Below are 15068 nucleotides of genomic sequence, written 5' to 3' on the forward strand. Positions count from 1 at the left end.
ATTTATTTGACCGGAATTTGCACACAAGATTATTCTTAAAAAAACAGGGCGTCAATTTTCTTAAAACAAACTTTCATTTATTTTTGAAAGTTTAAAAACTTTTACCTACATTTGATCTATGGAATTCAAAGAAGCAAAAAATAAATTCGTACAGACCTGGGGAGCATTAGGTTCCCAATGGGGCATTAATAAAACCATGGCACAGATTCATGCTTTACTGATGGTTTCGAACGAACCCGTTTCCATGGAAAACATTATGGAAGAATTACAGATTTCCCGCGGAAATGCCAGCATGAACCTACGCGCCCTAATGGATTGGGGAATTGTCTACAAAGAGTACAAAGCAGGAGAAAGAAGAGAGTTTTTTACTGCTGAGAAAGATCTGGATGAACTGGCTGTCAAAATTGCCAGGGAAAGAAGTAAAAGAGAAATTAAACCGGCACTTAAAATCCTTAAAGAAGTCTCTTCTATTGAAGCAAAAAATTCAGCTGAAGAAAAACACTTTGTGGATCAAACCAATAAACTGTATGACTTTGTTCTGAAAGCAGATAATATGTTAGACAAAATGACTGAGTTTAAAGAGAACTGGTTAGGCCGTCTGGTTTTGAAAATCATGAAGTAAAATTTAAATCAAAAAAAATTTAACCAAAACTTTCATTTTTTTCTGAAAGTTTAAAACAATCAATAATTATGAAAGCTATTAACTATTTAAATTATTTTTTTGTCGGATTTCCGATTTTGCTAATCACATTAGGATTTGTAAGTAAACAAAGTAATGGAGAGTTAATCGGCTATGGCTTGCTTTTTACAGTACTAACTGGCTTATTTCAAATCGTTTTTGGAATAACAATGCTTATTGACGAACCGAATGATAAAAATCTAAAAATGTATATAAGAGGAGTGATCTTATTTTTTAGCATTTTGATTATAAATATTATACTAAACCTCCCGTATGACATCTTTCTAGATTATCTATTAATTATAATTCCACCTGTCCTCGCAATTTATTTCACAATTATAACTTATAAAAAAGCAACCAAATGAACTTCTTAAAAGCACAATGGAAAAACTTAGCACTTTTTAATTATGAAGTAGATGCTAAAATCTTAGAAAAATATCTTCCGGCCGGAACTGAAATAGATTTATGGAATGGCAAATGTTATGTGAGTTTAATTGGCTTCCTGTTTAAAGAAACCAAAGTACTGGGAATTAAAATTCCATTTCATATTGATTTTGAAGAAGTGAATCTTAGATTTTATGTAAAGCATTTTGAAAATGGGGAATGGAAACGTGGAGTTGTTTTTATAAAAGAAATTGTACCTAAAAAAGCGATCACTTTTATTGCAAATAATCTCTATCAGGAAAATTATGAAACTCAGAAAATGAGACATAAATTTATAGAAAATGAAACAACAAAAACGTTTATTTATCAATGGCAGGTCGACAAAAAATGGAACACAATTAAGCTGGAGACCCAAAAAGAATTAAAAGCTATTGAAATCGGCTCTGAAGCTGAGTTTATTACAGAACATTATTTTGGTTACACCAAACACAACGCCACTACCACTTTTGAATATGAAGTAAAACATCCGAGATGGGAACAATTACAGGTAGAAAACTTCATGCTTAAAGTTGATTTTAAAAGAAATTACGGAGACGATTTTGCCATTTTACAAAACACAAAACCTCTTTCTGTTTTCTTAGCCAGAGGATCAAAGATAAAAGTCGAAAATAAAAAAACCATACGTTATGAAAACGCTGCAAAACCAAACATTACTTTATGATGAAGACTGCCCGTTGTGCCAGGTGTACACGACAGGTTTTATAAAAGCCAAAATGCTAGACGAAAACGGCCGTAAATCTTATTGCGAATTGAGCGAAAACGAGCAGGCTTTTGTAGATGTAAACCGTGCCTCAAACGAAATTGCCTTAATTGACAATCAAAACAAAACCGTGCTGTACGGCATTGACAGCCTGCTCAAAGTAATTGGCTTTTCTTTTCCCCTAATTGAAAAAACAGGGAACCTGAAACCCATTAAGTTCTTTTTGAAAAAACTGTATTCCTTTGTTTCTTATAATCGAAAAGTTATCATTCCGGGTAAAATCAATAAAGACATAAAATTGCAGTGTATCCCTGATTTCAACTACAAATACCGCCTTTTATTTATTGGTTTTGCAACTGCAATTACCTCAATAGTATTGTATCATTATGCTGCTTTACTCCCGGTTTTGCCACAAGCCGGAAGTACCAGAGAAGTACTGATTGCTTTAGGCCAACTCGCTTTTCAGAGTCTTTTTATGTTGAAATATGACAAAAAAACGATTCTGAATTATGCCGGAAACCTCATGACTGTTTCTTTGCTGGGTTCATTAGTACTGCTTCCCGTGCTTATTCTGCAGGCGGTAGTAACTATTCCGGAAAATATAACTTTAATTTGGTTTGCTGTTACGGCTTTTATTATGTTTATGGAACATTTCAGAAGAATTAAAATACTGCAATTGCCCAAATATTTGTGTTTCACCTGGGTGGCTTACCGGGTTATTATTTTACTATTAATCCTGAATTTGTAGATCATGAATAAACTTATCATTGCAGCCGGAACCGGTTTTTTAGGTCAAAGTCTGCTCAAACATTTTAAAAACAAATTTGAAGAAATCGTTATTTTGACCAGAGGACAATCAAAAGAAGTTGACGGAATAAAATATGTAAACTGGAACGCTAAAACATTTTCCGGCTGGGAAACTGAATTGGAAAACGCAACCGTTTTAATAAATCTTGCCGGAAAATCTGTGGATTGCCGCTATACCAAAGAAAACAAAAAAGAAATCTTATTATCCCGAATCGAAAGTACGAAGGTTTTGAATAAAGCGGTCTTACAATGCGCCAATCCGCCTAAACACTGGTTAAATTCATCCACTTCTACCATTTACCGTTTTTCTTTAGATAAGGAAATGGATGAGGTTACCGGCGAAATAGGAAATGATTTCTCTATGAATGTAGCTCAGTCCTGGGAAAAATCATTTTTCAAAACCGAAACTCCAAAGACCTTAAAAACGGCCTTGCGAACTTCAATAGTTTTAGGAAAAAAGGGCGGTGCGTTAATTCCGCTAAAAACTTTGGCCAAAATGGGTTTTGGAGGAAAACAGGGAAAAGGAAATCAGTTGATAAGCTGGATTCACGAAGCCGATTTTGCCCGAGCCGCTGCTTTTATAATAGAAAAAGAAATAACAGGTGTCGTCAATATCGTATCTCCAAAACCAATTGAAAACAAAAAATTCATGTTATTGTTACGAAAAACAGTCGGAACATCATTCGGAATTCCGGTCAGTGAAACTGTATTGAAATTTGGATCCGCCTTAATCCGAACAGAACCTGAACTGGTCCTGAAAAGCAGAAATGTGATTCCGAAACGACTGCAGGAAAATGGCTTTCAATTTGAATTTGACACTTTAGATAAAACTTTAAAAGATCTCCTCTCATGACCACAATTCATTTAGTTACCCAGGTAAACGCATCCAAAAAAATCACTTTTGATACGGCCAGAGATATCGGTTTACATCAAAAATCGGCCGCTACTTCCAATGAGAAAGCGATTGCAGGCATAACCTCGGGGTTAATCAAGTACAATGAAACTGTTACCTGGCGCGGAAAACATTTCGGTTTTTACTTAACTCATAAAAGCAGAATCACCAAAATGGAATTGTATGATTATTTTAGGGATGAAATGGAAGAAGGGAAATTTAAATCATTCCGGCATCAGCATTTTTTTGAAGAAAAAAACGGCATTACCATCATGAAAGACCATTTACAATATGAAACACCCTATGGAATATTCGGAAAATTATTTGATATTTTATTCCTCAAAAAACACCTGACCCATTTTCTTTTAGAACGAAATAAAATTCTGAAAGAGGTTTCGGAATTTGATTAAATTCGGGAATTCGTGTTTGGAAGAAATTTTAAATTTTCTAATAAACCATAATTTCCAGAGGAAACCAAAAACGACCATATAAATCCTGTTGATTGCCATCTGAATTTAAGTAATACAGCGAGAAATGTATTTTAACTTTGATTTTAACAGGATGAGAAATCAATGACTCAAACCATATAAAATTCTGCTCACTATCAATTACAGACCAGTCATCATCACTATTTGGATCTTTTGAAATCGTTTTTCGGGATAAACAAACGGGCTCAAATGAAACACTATTCTTTTTTATTGAATTGTAATTTTTAATTTCATTCAGAATAATTGCGTCCGACGAATCCCCATCAATAGAAATTCCGGCAATGGTGATTTTGTCATTTCTTTTAGAATTAACAAAAACGGCATGAAGCGCATTTATAGACTTTCGTTCCTTTTCCCGATAAATTGCAAACCAGTTCACCGGATCTATTTTGACCGGTTTGTCTGCATCACTAGCAGCAATAGGATAGTTACTTTTGATCGCAACTGTATCGATAACAATCAAAATGCTATAAGCCGTTTTCTGAATAATTGGGGAAGATGTGTCCATTTTAATTGTTTTTTAGATTAAGAAAACACGAACAAAAAAAAATTGCTCGTGTTTTCTAAAAAGATTATTTGGGTTTATGAAAATTAAACCGGAACAACAACTTGCGGATCCCAGTAGTAGTATCCGTATAATTCCTGTGTTTGTCCATCACTGGCAAGCGTATAAACAGCAATGTATACGTAAAAATTCTCTGTTCCGCCTTTGGCTATTTTAGAATCATAGCTGGTGAAGTTTTGTACTGTTGCCACCGGAGGAATACCATTAGGCTGATCCGGATTCGGCTGTACAGCTCTGTTTCTTGTCACGATATCTGTTGTGAAAGTATTAAATACTTTGTCCCCGCTCCAGTATTTAATTCCGTAAAGAATTACAGCATCATCAGAGTTTTGCTGAATTGATGTTCCTCTGAAAGAAACATAATCTCCGACATTTGCTCTAAAACTTAAATCTGCTGTACCCTGACCGGAAACAATCCCTCTTGGACTGTACCCTATCATATACTGACTACTATGGTTTATTCCAAGAGGATTATTTGGATCTGTATTCTTAGAAAAATTTTTCTTGATATATTCTGTATCTATTACAACAAGAATATCGATTTGTGCCGATGAGGCTGCTAAACTTTGGCTCATGATAAAATTTGTTTGTTTCCCTACTCATAAGGCTTTTCAGGATTAGCCTTCGCTTTTTACTGTGCGAAACAGTTCGTTTTTTTGAGTGGGTTCTGCTCCACGTCTCATTTTGCTGTTTTAATAAAAATTTCAAGAAATAGTTCTCAAAAAAAACTTAAACACTTGAAAATCAAATAAAATAAATATAGCTAGCTTTTTATTTCTGATTCAAAATTATATCAGTCTTTAAAAAAATATAAGAAAAATGCTATAAGACGAAGATTTTTTGTTATGAGGAAGGAAAAAGGAAACACAAACCTATTTTTAAAATCAATCGATTTAAAAAAAGAAAGGAATACCACAAAAACAGCAAACAGTGCTTTTTTGATTAGAAAGTGAAAGAAAAACAGTAAAAAGACAGACCATTTAGATAATCTTTTTCAAAAAGAAACCAAGGAGCTTCTCTTGCAGATTTAGCAGAATTTTAATAATTAAACTAACTCGCCTCCAGTTTTAACAAGGCGTGTCAAAAATGTATTCTCCATTCTCTTTTGAAAATGAATTTTCTCGTTTTAGTTTTTATGTGAGGAATAGAAGTAATAGCCCGATTCTCCGCGGCGAAACACGCCCAAAATAAAGTATTTAGAAATCCCGGGGCTCTAATTCTTTTATTCTAAAGAAACCCAATCATCAGCCACCAAAAAATCGGTACGCTCTCTACCCAGAAAGAGGTGTAGTATTTAGAGCGGTTTGAATTGGCAAACAGAATAAACAGCATCAATGTGACCACCATAATCAGATTGATGATCAGATCGTGAAACGTAAACGTCAGTATTCCTAAAACCCAAAATGGAATCAGGAGGGAAAATCCCAGGATTTTTGTTCTTTTTACTCCAATGGTCTGCGGAACTGTTTTTAAATGCGGGTCGTCATTAGCCAGGTCTAAAATTTCAAAAACCAGAATCAGTACAAAAACCAACACAAAACGCTGTATACATTTTATAAAAAAATTACCTGTAAACGGAATTTCAGCATTTATATAAGGCAATACCAAAGTCGCTCCCACCCAGCAAAGGGCTACAATATAAATTTTTACTCCGGCCCAGTTTCTGGCATTTTTTCGATTTGGAAAAAACGGCAATGTATAGAGTGCTGTTATAGCCAAAATTATAACCGAAACCATTTGTGTGATTCGCTTTAAATGAAAAAAATAGTACCCGACCAAAACCAGGGAAATAAGACTTAAAAGAGCAATAATTTTCAGCTGATTTCCTATCGGTTTTTTTTTCACCCGGACCAAAGCATCGTATTTAACAAAATTATACCCCACAATTGTTCCGAAGAAAACGAACAAAGCCATCGGTTCATCATATTGAATATGAAACACATGAAACGTTATCCGAACCAAAGCATAACACGATAAAGCCACGTGAATACTGCTGTTTAAATAAAAATCCAATACCTGTTTCAGAAGTTTCATAGCTCAAATCTAATCAATTGGTAACAAATCAACTCTTTAGTTATAAATTTCATAAAAATTGAAGTTAAAAATACCTATTAAATTATTAATAATACTTAATTTTGCGCGACAAAAAAACAACACTTTTACAACTATATGAAAACAGATGCTTTTGCTTTAAGACACATTGGTCCAAGAGAAACAGATCTTCAACACATGTTACAAACCATTGGAGTTGAATCGATCGAACAACTTGTTTACGAAACCCTTCCAGATGACATTCGTTTAAAAGCACCTTTAAACTTAGATCCGGCGATGACGGAATACGAATTCGCAAATCATATTCAGGAATTAGGAAAGAAAAACAAAGTATTCAAATCGTATATTGGTTTGGGTTATCATCCAACTATCGTTCCGGCTCCAATTCAAAGAAATATCTTCGAAAATCCAGGATGGTATACTGCTTATACGCCTTATCAGGCAGAAATTGCTCAGGGTCGTCTTGAAGCTATTTTAAATTTTCAGACTACTGTTATTGAATTAACCGGAATGGAAATTGCAAACGCTTCTTTACTTGATGAAGGAACTGCTGCTGCCGAAGCTATGGCTTTGTTATTTGATGTTCGTACACGTGACCAAAAGAAAAACAACATAAATAAATTCTTCGTTTCAGAAGAAATTTTGCCTCAGACTTTATCTGTACTACAAACCCGTTCAACTCCGATTGGAATTGAATTAGTTGTTGGAAACCACGAAACTTTTGATTTTTCAAATGATTTTTACGGAGCTATTTTACAATATCCCGGAAAATATGGCCAGGTAAATGATTACAATGCTTTTGTTGCCAAAGCAAAAGAAAACGAAATCAAAGTTGCCTTTGCTGCTGATATTTTATCATTAGCGGCTTTAACTTCTCCGGGAGAAATGGGAGCTGCTGTAGTTGTTGGAACTTCACAGCGTTTTGGTGTACCAATGGGTTACGGTGGTCCTCACGCTGCTTTTTTTGCAACTAAAGATGAGTATAAAAGATCCATGCCGGGTCGTATCATCGGAGTTTCTATCGATGTAAACGGAAATCGTGCTTTACGTATGGCGTTAGGAACTCGTGAGCAGCACATTAAACGTGAAAAAGCAACTTCAAATATTTGTACCGCTCAGGTTTTATTAGCGGTTATGGCCGGAATGTATGCGGTTTACCACGGACCAAAAGGCTTAAAATACATTGCAAACAAAGTTCACGCATCAGCGGTTACGACTGCTGAAGCTCTAAATAAACTAGGCGTTTATCAAACCAACACGGCTTACTTTGATACTATTTTGGTAAAAGCAGATGCCCAGAAAGTTAAAGCTATTGCGGAGAAAAATGAAGTAAACTTCTTCTATGCTGATGCCGATACAATTTCGATTTCGTTAAACGAGACCACTTCAATTACCGACATCAACCAAATTATTGCCATTTTTGCTGAAGCTTTAGGAAAAGAAACTTTTACCGTTTCTGAATTAGCGACTGCAAGTCAATTACCGGCTTCATTAGAAAGAACATCACCTTTCTTAACGCATGATGTATTCAACAATCATCATTCTGAAAGTCAGATAATGCGTTACATTAAAAAATTAGAGCGTAAAGATTTATCGTTGAATCATTCGATGATTTCATTAGGTTCTTGTACGATGAAATTAAACGCAGCTTCAGAAATGCTGCCTTTATCAATGCCAAACTGGAATAGCATTCACCCGTTTGCACCAGTTGAGCAAGCCGAAGGTTACATCACGATGCTTAAAAAATTAGAAGAGCAATTAAATGTAATTACAGGATTTGCCGGTACAACATTGCAACCTAATTCGGGAGCTCAGGGAGAATATGCAGGTTTAATGGCGATTCGTGCTTACCATTTATCAAGAAACGAAGGGCACCGTAATGTATGTTTAATTCCTTCATCTGCTCACGGAACTAATCCTGCTTCTGCAGCGATGGCCGGAATGAAAATCATTGTTACTAAAACTACTCCGGAAGGAAATATTGATGTAGAAGATTTGAGAGAAAAAGCGATTGAACATAAAGATGATTTATCTTGTTTAATGGTAACTTATCCTTCTACTCACGGAGTTTTCGAATCTTCAATAATTGAAATCACGAAATTAATCCACGATAATGGAGGATTAGTCTATATGGATGGTGCTAATATGAACGCGCAAGTTGGATTAACAAATCCTGCTACCATTGGCGCTGATGTTTGTCACTTAAACTTACACAAAACATTCGCTATTCCTCACGGTGGTGGCGGACCTGGAGTTGGCCCAATCTGTGTAAACGAAAAACTGGTTCCTTTTTTACCGACAAACCCAATCTTAAAAGTTGGCGGCGAACAAGCTATTACAGCTATTTCATCTGCACCTTACGGATCAGCTTTAGTATGTTTAATTTCTTACGGTTACATCACCATGATGGGTGCCGAAGGATTAAAAAGCGCTACAGAGCATGCTATTTTGAATGCTAACTACATGAAATCGCGTTTCGAAGGGCACTACCCAATTCTTTATACAGGAGAATGCGGAAGAGCTGCTCACGAAATGATTTTAGATTGTCGCGCATTTAAAGAAAACGGAATTGAAGTTGGTGATATCGCTAAACGTTTGATGGATTACGGTTTCCACGCTCCTACGGTTTCTTTCCCTGTTGCAGGAACTTTAATGATTGAGCCTACTGAATCTGAAGATCTGGCAGAATTAGATCGTTTTTGTGATGCTCTTATCTCCATTAGAAAAGAGATCGAAGCTTCAACAGCCGATGATAAAAACAATGTATTGAAAAATGCACCTCACACATTGGCTATGTTAACTACAGATGCCTGGGATTTCCCTTATACCAGAGAAAAAGCAGCTTACCCATTAGAGTATATTGCTGAAAATAAATTCTGGCCATCAGTTCGTCGTGTAGATGATGCTTATGGTGACAGAAACTTAATCTGCAGCTGTGCTCCTATTGAAGCTTATATGGAAAACTAAGAAATCAGTTTTCTTGTTATACAAACCCGACAGGCCTTAAATCTGTCGGGTTTATTTTTTGTTTCAGATTGTACGTTAGCAGAAAACCTAAACCTTTTTCAATCCTCGCCAAAACCTTAAACTTCAAAGCTGAAACAAAAAAACTTTCTCCGCTACTTTCATTTCAAACGTTTGAAATCTCGGTTAAACTCAAAATTCATTAAAAAATAAACAATATATCCATAAAAAAATTAATATTCCATAATTATATGCATGCATAGTATTTTTTATGACAGTTATCATTATTTTATTTATAATTTAGCAATAAATTTACCGGATAATCGAGGAATAATGAAAATAAAAATAATAGGCATAGGAAGTTATATTCCAAATAAAGAAGTAAGCAATACGGATTTTGGTGATCATGTTTTTTTGAATGAAGACGGAACTGCTTTTGCTTACCCTAACGAAGTTGTAATTAAAAAATTCAAAGGTATTACCGGAATCGAAAATCGCCGTTATGCCGAAGATCACCATACTTCCTCCGATTTAGCCTATTTTGCTGCTGAAAGAGCAATTGAAAATGCTAAAATCGATCGTGAAACTTTAGATTACATTATTTTCGCTCATAATTTTGGCGATGTAAAATCCGGAACACATCAAACCGATATTCTTCCGAGTTTAGCAACGCGTGTCAAAAATAAACTGGATATTAAAAACCCTAAATGTGTAGCTTACGATATTCTTTTCGGATGTCCGGGATGGATTGAAGGTGTCCTTCAGGCTAATGCTTTTATCAAATCCGGAATGGCAAAGAGAGTTTTGGTAATAGGAGCAGAAACCCTTTCGAGAGTTGTTGATGATCACGACCGTGATTCGATGATTTATTCGGATGGTGCAGGTGCTTCGGTACTAGAAGCCTCTGATGATGAAGCAGGATTATTATCGTATGAAAGCGCTACTTTCGCTAACGAAGAAGCTAATTTTTTATATTTTGGCAAATCATACAATACAGATTTAGATCCGGATATTAAATATATTAAAATGTATGGCCGTAAAATTTACGAGTTTGCTCTGAGTCAGGTGCCATGTGCCATGAAAGAATGTCTTGACAAAAGCGGTATCGGAATTGAAGAGGTAAAGAAAATCCTGATTCACCAGGCCAATGAAAAAATGGATGAAGCAATTGTGGCCCGTTTTTATAAATTATACGACAAAACCCCTCCTGAAAACATTATGCCGATGAGCATTCACGATTTAGGAAACAGCAGTGTCGCTACCGTACCTACGCTTTTTGATCTGTTGATACAGGGTAAATTGGAAAATCACGAAATCAACAAGGGTGACGTTGTTATTTTTGCTTCTGTTGGAGCCGGAATGAATGTAAATGCCTTTGTATACCGATACTAAAGGGAAAGTTCTCAGTCGCAGTTCAGTCACAGTCTAAGCAGACCGAAAAACTGTGACTGAAAACTGTGACTGAAAACTGTGACTGAAAACTGTGACTGAAAACTGTGACTGAAAACTACTAAAAAGTCCGCATTTTAAAATGCGGACTTTTTAGTATATTTGCGATCTAATTATAAATCAAGAACGAGAGATTGCTTCGTTCCTCGCAATGACTATGTACGAAAAAACGTTTCCGAATAAAAGATTCAAACTTACTTTAGAATTTTTACAAAAACATATTAATACCTCAGAGTCTATTCTGGATTTGGGAGTCGAAAATCCGTTTTCTAAAATCATGAAAGAAGCCGGTTATTCTGTAAAAAACACGACCGGAGAAGATTTAGATTTAAACCAGGATGTTTTTAAAACCGAAAAAACAGCTGTCGTAACAGCTTTTGAAATCTTCGAACACCTATTAAATCCGTTTACGATTCTAAACGAAATCCAATCTGACAAGCTTTTAATTTCAATTCCGATGCGTTTGTGGTTTTCTCCGGCATACCGCAGTAAAACAGACATGTGGGACAGGCATTATCACGAATTTGAAGACTGGCAGCTGGACTGGCTTTTAGAAAAAACCGGCTGGAAAATTATCGACAGACAAAAATGGACCAATCCTGTAAAAAAGTTTGGTCTTCGTCCGCTTTTGAGAAGTTTTACAAATAGATACTATATTGTTTACGCTGAAAAAGTATAATTCAAATTCCAAAAAATAAATTCCAAATTCCAATTTTTACCAATTAACGGTTTGAATTGGAATTTGGAATTTTAGAAAATTGGAATTTAAAAAACTGGAATTTAATCTATGAAGTACTATATTGTCATTCCCGCGCATAACGAGCAGGATTTAATTGGCCTGACCTTACAATCTTTGGTTTCCCAAACGGTTTTACCAGCAAAAATTGTTGTTGTAAATGACAATTCCACAGATAAAACAGAAGAAATTGTACTGGGGTTTGCCAAAGAAAATCCTTTTATTTCTGTTGTAAACAAAACGTCAGACGCGATTCACATGCCGGGAAGTAAAGTAATTCAGGCTTTTCAGAAAGGATTTGAAACGCTTGATTCTAACTACGACATTATTGTAAAAATAGATGGCGATTTAATTTTTCCTTCGAACTATTTCGAGACTATAATCAGACATTTTCAATCCGATCCGAAAGTTGGAATGGTGGGAGGTTTTTGTTATATCGAAAAGAATGGCGAGTGGATTTTAGAAAACCTGACTGATAAGGATCATATTCGCGGTGCGCTAAAAGCCTATCGTGCAGCCACTTTTCAACAAATTGGAGGTTTGAAACCTGCTATGGGATGGGACACGGTAGACGAATTACTTTGTAAATATTACGACTGGAAAGTAGTTACAGATTCTTCTTTACATGTAAAACACCTTAAACCAACGGGGGCAAATTACAATAAAACAGCCCGTTACAAACAGGGAGAGGCCTTTTATACACTTGGATACGGTTTTTGGATTACAGCAATTGCCTCAGCAAAGCTGGCGATGATGAAGAAAAAACCATTTCTCTTTTTTGATTATATCAGCGGATTCTGGAAAGCCAAAAAGGCTAAGACACCTCTGTTAGTGAATCCCGAACAGGCAAAATTTATTAGAAATTATCGTTTTCAGAAAATGAAAGAAAAGTTAATTTAAAGCGGAAACCGCCGAAAATACTTAACTCATAACCCAAAACTCATAACTTCTTTTTACCTTAGCCAATATTTGTAAAAACTATGATGCTCATTCGTTATTTATCCCAAATAGGAAGATATTTTTTAATGCTGAAGGAAATTTTCAACAAACAGACCAAATGGCCTGTCATGAAAAATCTAATCTTCAAAGAAATAGACGATTTAATAATTGACTCCCTCGGAATTGTTTGTTTCATTTCTTTCTTTATCGGAGGAGTTGTAGCCATTCAGACAGCTCTAAACCTAACTAATCCGTTAATTCCAAAATATTTAATTGGTTTTGCCACACGTCAGTCAGTAATCCTGGAGTTTGCCCCCACTTTTATTTCTGTAATTATGGCAGGAAAAATGGGGTCTTACATTACTTCCAGTATCGGAACCATGCGTGTTACGGAACAAATTGATGCCTTAGAAGTTATGGGTGTCAATTCCCTAAACTATCTTATCTTTCCAAAAATAGTAGCCTTATTAATGTATCCTTTCGTAATCGGAATCAGTATGTTTTTAGGTGTTTTTGGCGGATGGCTGGCCTGTGCTTACGGAGGGTTTTCAACCAGTCAGGACTTTATTCAGGGAGCGCAGATGGAATTTATTCCTTTTCATATCACTTATGCTTTTATCAAAACTTTAATTTTTGCCATGCTATTGGCTACAATACCTTCTTTTCATGGCTATTACATGAAAGGCGGAGCTCTTGAAGTGGGTAAGGCAAGTACGGTATCGTTTGTATGGACATCGGTTTGTATTATTCTTTTCAATTATATATTAACGCAACTATTACTAGGATAATGATTGAAGTAAAAAACATAGAAAAATCATTTGGTGACAGTAAGGTTTTAAAAGGTGTTTCGACAGTTTTTGAAACTGGAAAAACCAACTTAATTATTGGACAGAGTGGATCCGGAAAAACAGTTTTATTAAAAACGTTATTAGGAATCCATACGCCGGACTCCGGAACTATTGAGTTTGACGGACGTGTTTATTCTGAATTGGATGCAGATGAAAAAAGAGAACTAAGAACTGAAATCGGAATGGTTTTTCAGGGAAGTGCACTTTTCGATTCGATGACTGTGGCTGAAAATGTAGCTTTCCCTTTAAGAATGTTCACTAACGACAACAGGGCCAAAATTAAAGAGCGCGTGGATTTTGTTCTGGAAAGAGTAAACTTAGTAGATGCCCATCAAAAATTACCTTCTGAAATTTCAGGTGGTATGCAGAAACGTGTAGCCATCGCCCGCGCCATTGTAAACAACCCAAAATACTTGTTTTGTGATGAACCGAACTCAGGTCTGGATCCAAACACCTCTACTTTGATTGATAACCTTATTAAGGAAATCACCGAAGAATACAATATCACCACCGTGATCAATACGCACGATATGAACTCGGTAATGGAAATCGGAGAAAATATTGTTTTCCTGAAAAAAGGACTAAAAGCCTGGCAGGGAACCAAAGAGGAAATCTTCAGAACTGACAATAAAGACATTGTGAAATTTGTATATTCTTCCAATTTGTTTAAAAAAGTACGTGAAGCGTATTTGAAAGGATAAATTATTTTGGAATTCCAATATTAAAAAATTCTAAATTCCAAGCTTTTAAATTCCAATAAAAAAATTCCAAATTCCAATTTAAACAGTTGGAATTTGGAATTTTTAATATTGGAATTTTATGTTTTAATTGGAATTTTTAATCAACTCTACCTCAGCATTTGGATTAAACAAGTAGGTTCTGCCTGAACTTAATTCGATGCATTCGAAACGTTTGGTGCGAACGGCCAGTTTCTTAAATATTTTACCGTTCTTGATTCTGAAAACACTTCCGTACGGAATTTCAAAAACATAGTTTTTATCGTTTTGCGCATCGTATTGTTTTAACGCAAGAGATAATGTTGTATCGGTATCGCTACTCGCAGATGGATTTTTAAAATGTCTCGCTAATAACGGCAATAAACCACCCGGAAAGATCTCCGGACGTATAAAAGGAACCATCATTCTCTGGAAAGTATGTTTCCATTCATTCCCGTGCGGCTTGATGTTTCTTCCAAACTTTTCAAACGCTACCAGATGTGAAATTTCATGAATAAGCGTAATCAAAAAACGATATTTATTCAAACTGGCATTTACCGTGATTTCATGTTTGCCACTGGGTCCTCTTCTGTAATCGCCATGACGCGTCTGGCGTTCATTTACGATTTTCAGATGAACCTGATTGGCCACAATCAAATCAAAAACAGGCTTTACAGCATGTTCCGGTATATATCTTGCTAAAGTTTCGTTCAATTTTTGAAGTTAAAAGTTGTTTGTGAAAAGTTAAAAGTTAAAGTTTTTTGTCTCAAATTGGAATTTGGAATTTGA

General features: G+C 35.5%; 16 protein-coding genes. 12 read left to right on the plus strand and 4 right to left on the minus strand.

Translation table 11 applies throughout. The features are described 5' to 3' along the window. The first annotated feature begins 118 nt into the window (after positions 1 to 118). The 6 genes from GJU43_RS06130 (at position 119) to GJU43_RS06150 (ending at position 3932) form a co-directional block, all read left to right on the plus strand. The gene (locus GJU43_RS06130; protein WP_154339905.1) at positions 119 to 622 is read left to right on the plus strand and encodes a GbsR/MarR family transcriptional regulator; all 504 of its coding nucleotides are present in this window, start codon (positions 119 to 121) and stop codon (positions 620 to 622) included. Positions 623 to 690: 68 nt separating this feature from the next. After that, on the plus strand, positions 691 to 1044 hold the full coding sequence (locus tag GJU43_RS22795) for a hypothetical protein (RefSeq protein WP_195760024.1): 354 nt from the start codon (positions 691 to 693) through the stop codon (positions 1042 to 1044). Beyond that, positions 1041 to 1784 (plus strand): YqjF family protein, encoded by a 744-nt coding sequence (locus GJU43_RS06135; RefSeq protein WP_154339906.1) that lies wholly within the window; start codon positions 1041 to 1043, stop codon positions 1782 to 1784. The genes GJU43_RS22795 and GJU43_RS06135 overlap by 4 nt, the downstream gene beginning before the upstream one ends. Further along, the gene (locus tag GJU43_RS06140) at positions 1750 to 2571 is read left to right on the plus strand and encodes a hypothetical protein (protein WP_154339907.1); all 822 of its coding nucleotides are present in this window, start codon (positions 1750 to 1752) and stop codon (positions 2569 to 2571) included. Before GJU43_RS06135 ends, GJU43_RS06140 begins: the two co-directional genes overlap by 35 nt. 3 nt (positions 2572 to 2574) lie before the next feature. Beyond that, complete coding sequence (locus tag GJU43_RS06145; RefSeq protein WP_154339908.1) at positions 2575 to 3483, plus strand: TIGR01777 family oxidoreductase; 909 nt, start codon at positions 2575 to 2577, stop codon at positions 3481 to 3483. Further along, complete coding sequence (locus tag GJU43_RS06150; RefSeq protein ID WP_154339909.1) at positions 3480 to 3932, plus strand: SRPBCC family protein; 453 nt, start codon at positions 3480 to 3482, stop codon at positions 3930 to 3932. The genes GJU43_RS06145 and GJU43_RS06150 overlap by 4 nt, the downstream gene beginning before the upstream one ends. Before the next feature lie 37 nt (positions 3933 to 3969). Here the strand turns inward: GJU43_RS06150 and GJU43_RS06155 are convergent, their stop codons facing one another. From GJU43_RS06155 to GJU43_RS06165, 3 genes are all read right to left on the minus strand, one after another. Further along, positions 3970 to 4518 (minus strand): AidA/PixA family protein, encoded by a 549-nt coding sequence (locus GJU43_RS06155; protein ID WP_154339910.1) that lies wholly within the window; start codon positions 4516 to 4518, stop codon positions 3970 to 3972. 83 nt (positions 4519 to 4601) lie between these two features. Then, positions 4602 to 5150 (minus strand): inclusion body family protein, encoded by a 549-nt coding sequence (locus GJU43_RS06160; RefSeq protein ID WP_154339911.1) that lies wholly within the window; start codon positions 5148 to 5150, stop codon positions 4602 to 4604. Between the two features lie 652 nt (positions 5151 to 5802). Continuing rightward, a complete protein-coding gene (locus tag GJU43_RS06165) occupies positions 5803 to 6609 on the minus strand; it encodes a hypothetical protein (protein WP_154339912.1) in 807 nt (268 codons plus the stop codon). A gap of 135 nt (positions 6610 to 6744) precedes the next feature. Here GJU43_RS06165 and gcvP point away from each other — a divergent pair, with 135 nt between their 5' ends. From gcvP to GJU43_RS06195, 6 genes are all read left to right on the plus strand, one after another. After that, a complete protein-coding gene (gene gcvP, locus GJU43_RS06170) occupies positions 6745 to 9594 on the plus strand; it encodes an aminomethyl-transferring glycine dehydrogenase (protein WP_154339913.1) in 2850 nt (949 codons plus the stop codon). Between the two features lie 330 nt (positions 9595 to 9924). Then, positions 9925 to 10983, plus strand: a complete 1059-nt coding sequence (locus GJU43_RS06175) for a 3-oxoacyl-ACP synthase III family protein (RefSeq protein ID WP_154339914.1) — start codon at positions 9925 to 9927, stop codon at positions 10981 to 10983. A 214-nt stretch (positions 10984 to 11197) separates the two neighbouring features. Further along, positions 11198 to 11719: a methyltransferase gene (locus GJU43_RS06180; protein WP_154339915.1), complete on the plus strand. Its 522-nt coding sequence runs from the start codon at positions 11198 to 11200 to the stop codon at positions 11717 to 11719. 108 nt (positions 11720 to 11827) lie between these two features. Then, positions 11828 to 12676 carry a glycosyltransferase family 2 protein gene (locus GJU43_RS06185; RefSeq protein WP_154339916.1) on the plus strand — a complete coding sequence of 283 codons (849 nt, stop codon included), beginning with the start codon at positions 11828 to 11830 and terminating at the stop codon, positions 12674 to 12676. 80 nt (positions 12677 to 12756) lie between these two features. After that, positions 12757 to 13503, plus strand: a complete 747-nt coding sequence (locus GJU43_RS06190; RefSeq protein ID WP_154339917.1) for an ABC transporter permease — start codon at positions 12757 to 12759, stop codon at positions 13501 to 13503. Then, positions 13503 to 14264 carry an ABC transporter ATP-binding protein gene (locus GJU43_RS06195; protein ID WP_154339918.1) on the plus strand — a complete coding sequence of 254 codons (762 nt, stop codon included), beginning with the start codon at positions 13503 to 13505 and terminating at the stop codon, positions 14262 to 14264. The genes GJU43_RS06190 and GJU43_RS06195 overlap by 1 nt, the downstream gene beginning before the upstream one ends. Before the next feature lie 123 nt (positions 14265 to 14387). On the opposite strand, the gene GJU43_RS06200 is transcribed toward GJU43_RS06195, so the two are convergent. After that, a complete protein-coding gene (locus GJU43_RS06200) occupies positions 14388 to 14993 on the minus strand; it encodes a SprT-like domain-containing protein (RefSeq protein WP_154339919.1) in 606 nt (201 codons plus the stop codon). Positions 14994 to 15068 lie beyond the last annotated feature (75 nt).

It is taken from the genome of Flavobacterium sp. LC2016-23 (assembly GCF_009674775.1).
Taxonomy (GTDB): domain Bacteria; phylum Bacteroidota; class Bacteroidia; order Flavobacteriales; family Flavobacteriaceae; genus Flavobacterium.

Excerpts from the sequence above, each read along its gene's own strand:
- gcvP (WP_154339913.1), top strand. The coding sequence starts at position 6,745 with ATGAAAACAGATGCTTTTGCTTTAAGACACATTGGTCCAAGAGAAACA.
- GJU43_RS06190 (WP_154339917.1), top strand. The coding sequence starts at position 12,757 with ATGATGCTCATTCGTTATTTATCCCAAATAGGAAGATATTTTTTAATG.
- GJU43_RS06135 (WP_154339906.1), top strand. The coding sequence starts at position 1,041 with ATGAACTTCTTAAAAGCACAATGGAAAAACTTAGCACTTTTTAATTAT.
- GJU43_RS06130 (WP_154339905.1), top strand. The coding sequence starts at position 119 with ATGGAATTCAAAGAAGCAAAAAATAAATTCGTACAGACCTGGGGAGCA.
- GJU43_RS06155 (WP_154339910.1), bottom strand. The coding sequence starts at position 4,518 with ATGGACACATCTTCCCCAATTATTCAGAAAACGGCTTATAGCATTTTG.
- GJU43_RS06180 (WP_154339915.1), top strand. The coding sequence starts at position 11,198 with ATGTACGAAAAAACGTTTCCGAATAAAAGATTCAAACTTACTTTAGAA.
- GJU43_RS06160 (WP_154339911.1), bottom strand. The coding sequence starts at position 5,150 with ATGAGCCAAAGTTTAGCAGCCTCATCGGCACAAATCGATATTCTTGTT.
- GJU43_RS06195 (WP_154339918.1), top strand. The coding sequence starts at position 13,503 with ATGATTGAAGTAAAAAACATAGAAAAATCATTTGGTGACAGTAAGGTT.
- GJU43_RS06140 (WP_154339907.1), top strand. The coding sequence starts at position 1,750 with ATGAAAACGCTGCAAAACCAAACATTACTTTATGATGAAGACTGCCCG.
- GJU43_RS06165 (WP_154339912.1), bottom strand. The coding sequence starts at position 6,609 with ATGAAACTTCTGAAACAGGTATTGGATTTTTATTTAAACAGCAGTATT.
- GJU43_RS06185 (WP_154339916.1), top strand. The coding sequence starts at position 11,828 with ATGAAGTACTATATTGTCATTCCCGCGCATAACGAGCAGGATTTAATT.
- GJU43_RS06175 (WP_154339914.1), top strand. The coding sequence starts at position 9,925 with ATGAAAATAAAAATAATAGGCATAGGAAGTTATATTCCAAATAAAGAA.
- GJU43_RS22795 (WP_195760024.1), top strand. The coding sequence starts at position 691 with ATGAAAGCTATTAACTATTTAAATTATTTTTTTGTCGGATTTCCGATT.
- GJU43_RS06145 (WP_154339908.1), top strand. The coding sequence starts at position 2,575 with ATGAATAAACTTATCATTGCAGCCGGAACCGGTTTTTTAGGTCAAAGT.
- GJU43_RS06150 (WP_154339909.1), top strand. The coding sequence starts at position 3,480 with ATGACCACAATTCATTTAGTTACCCAGGTAAACGCATCCAAAAAAATC.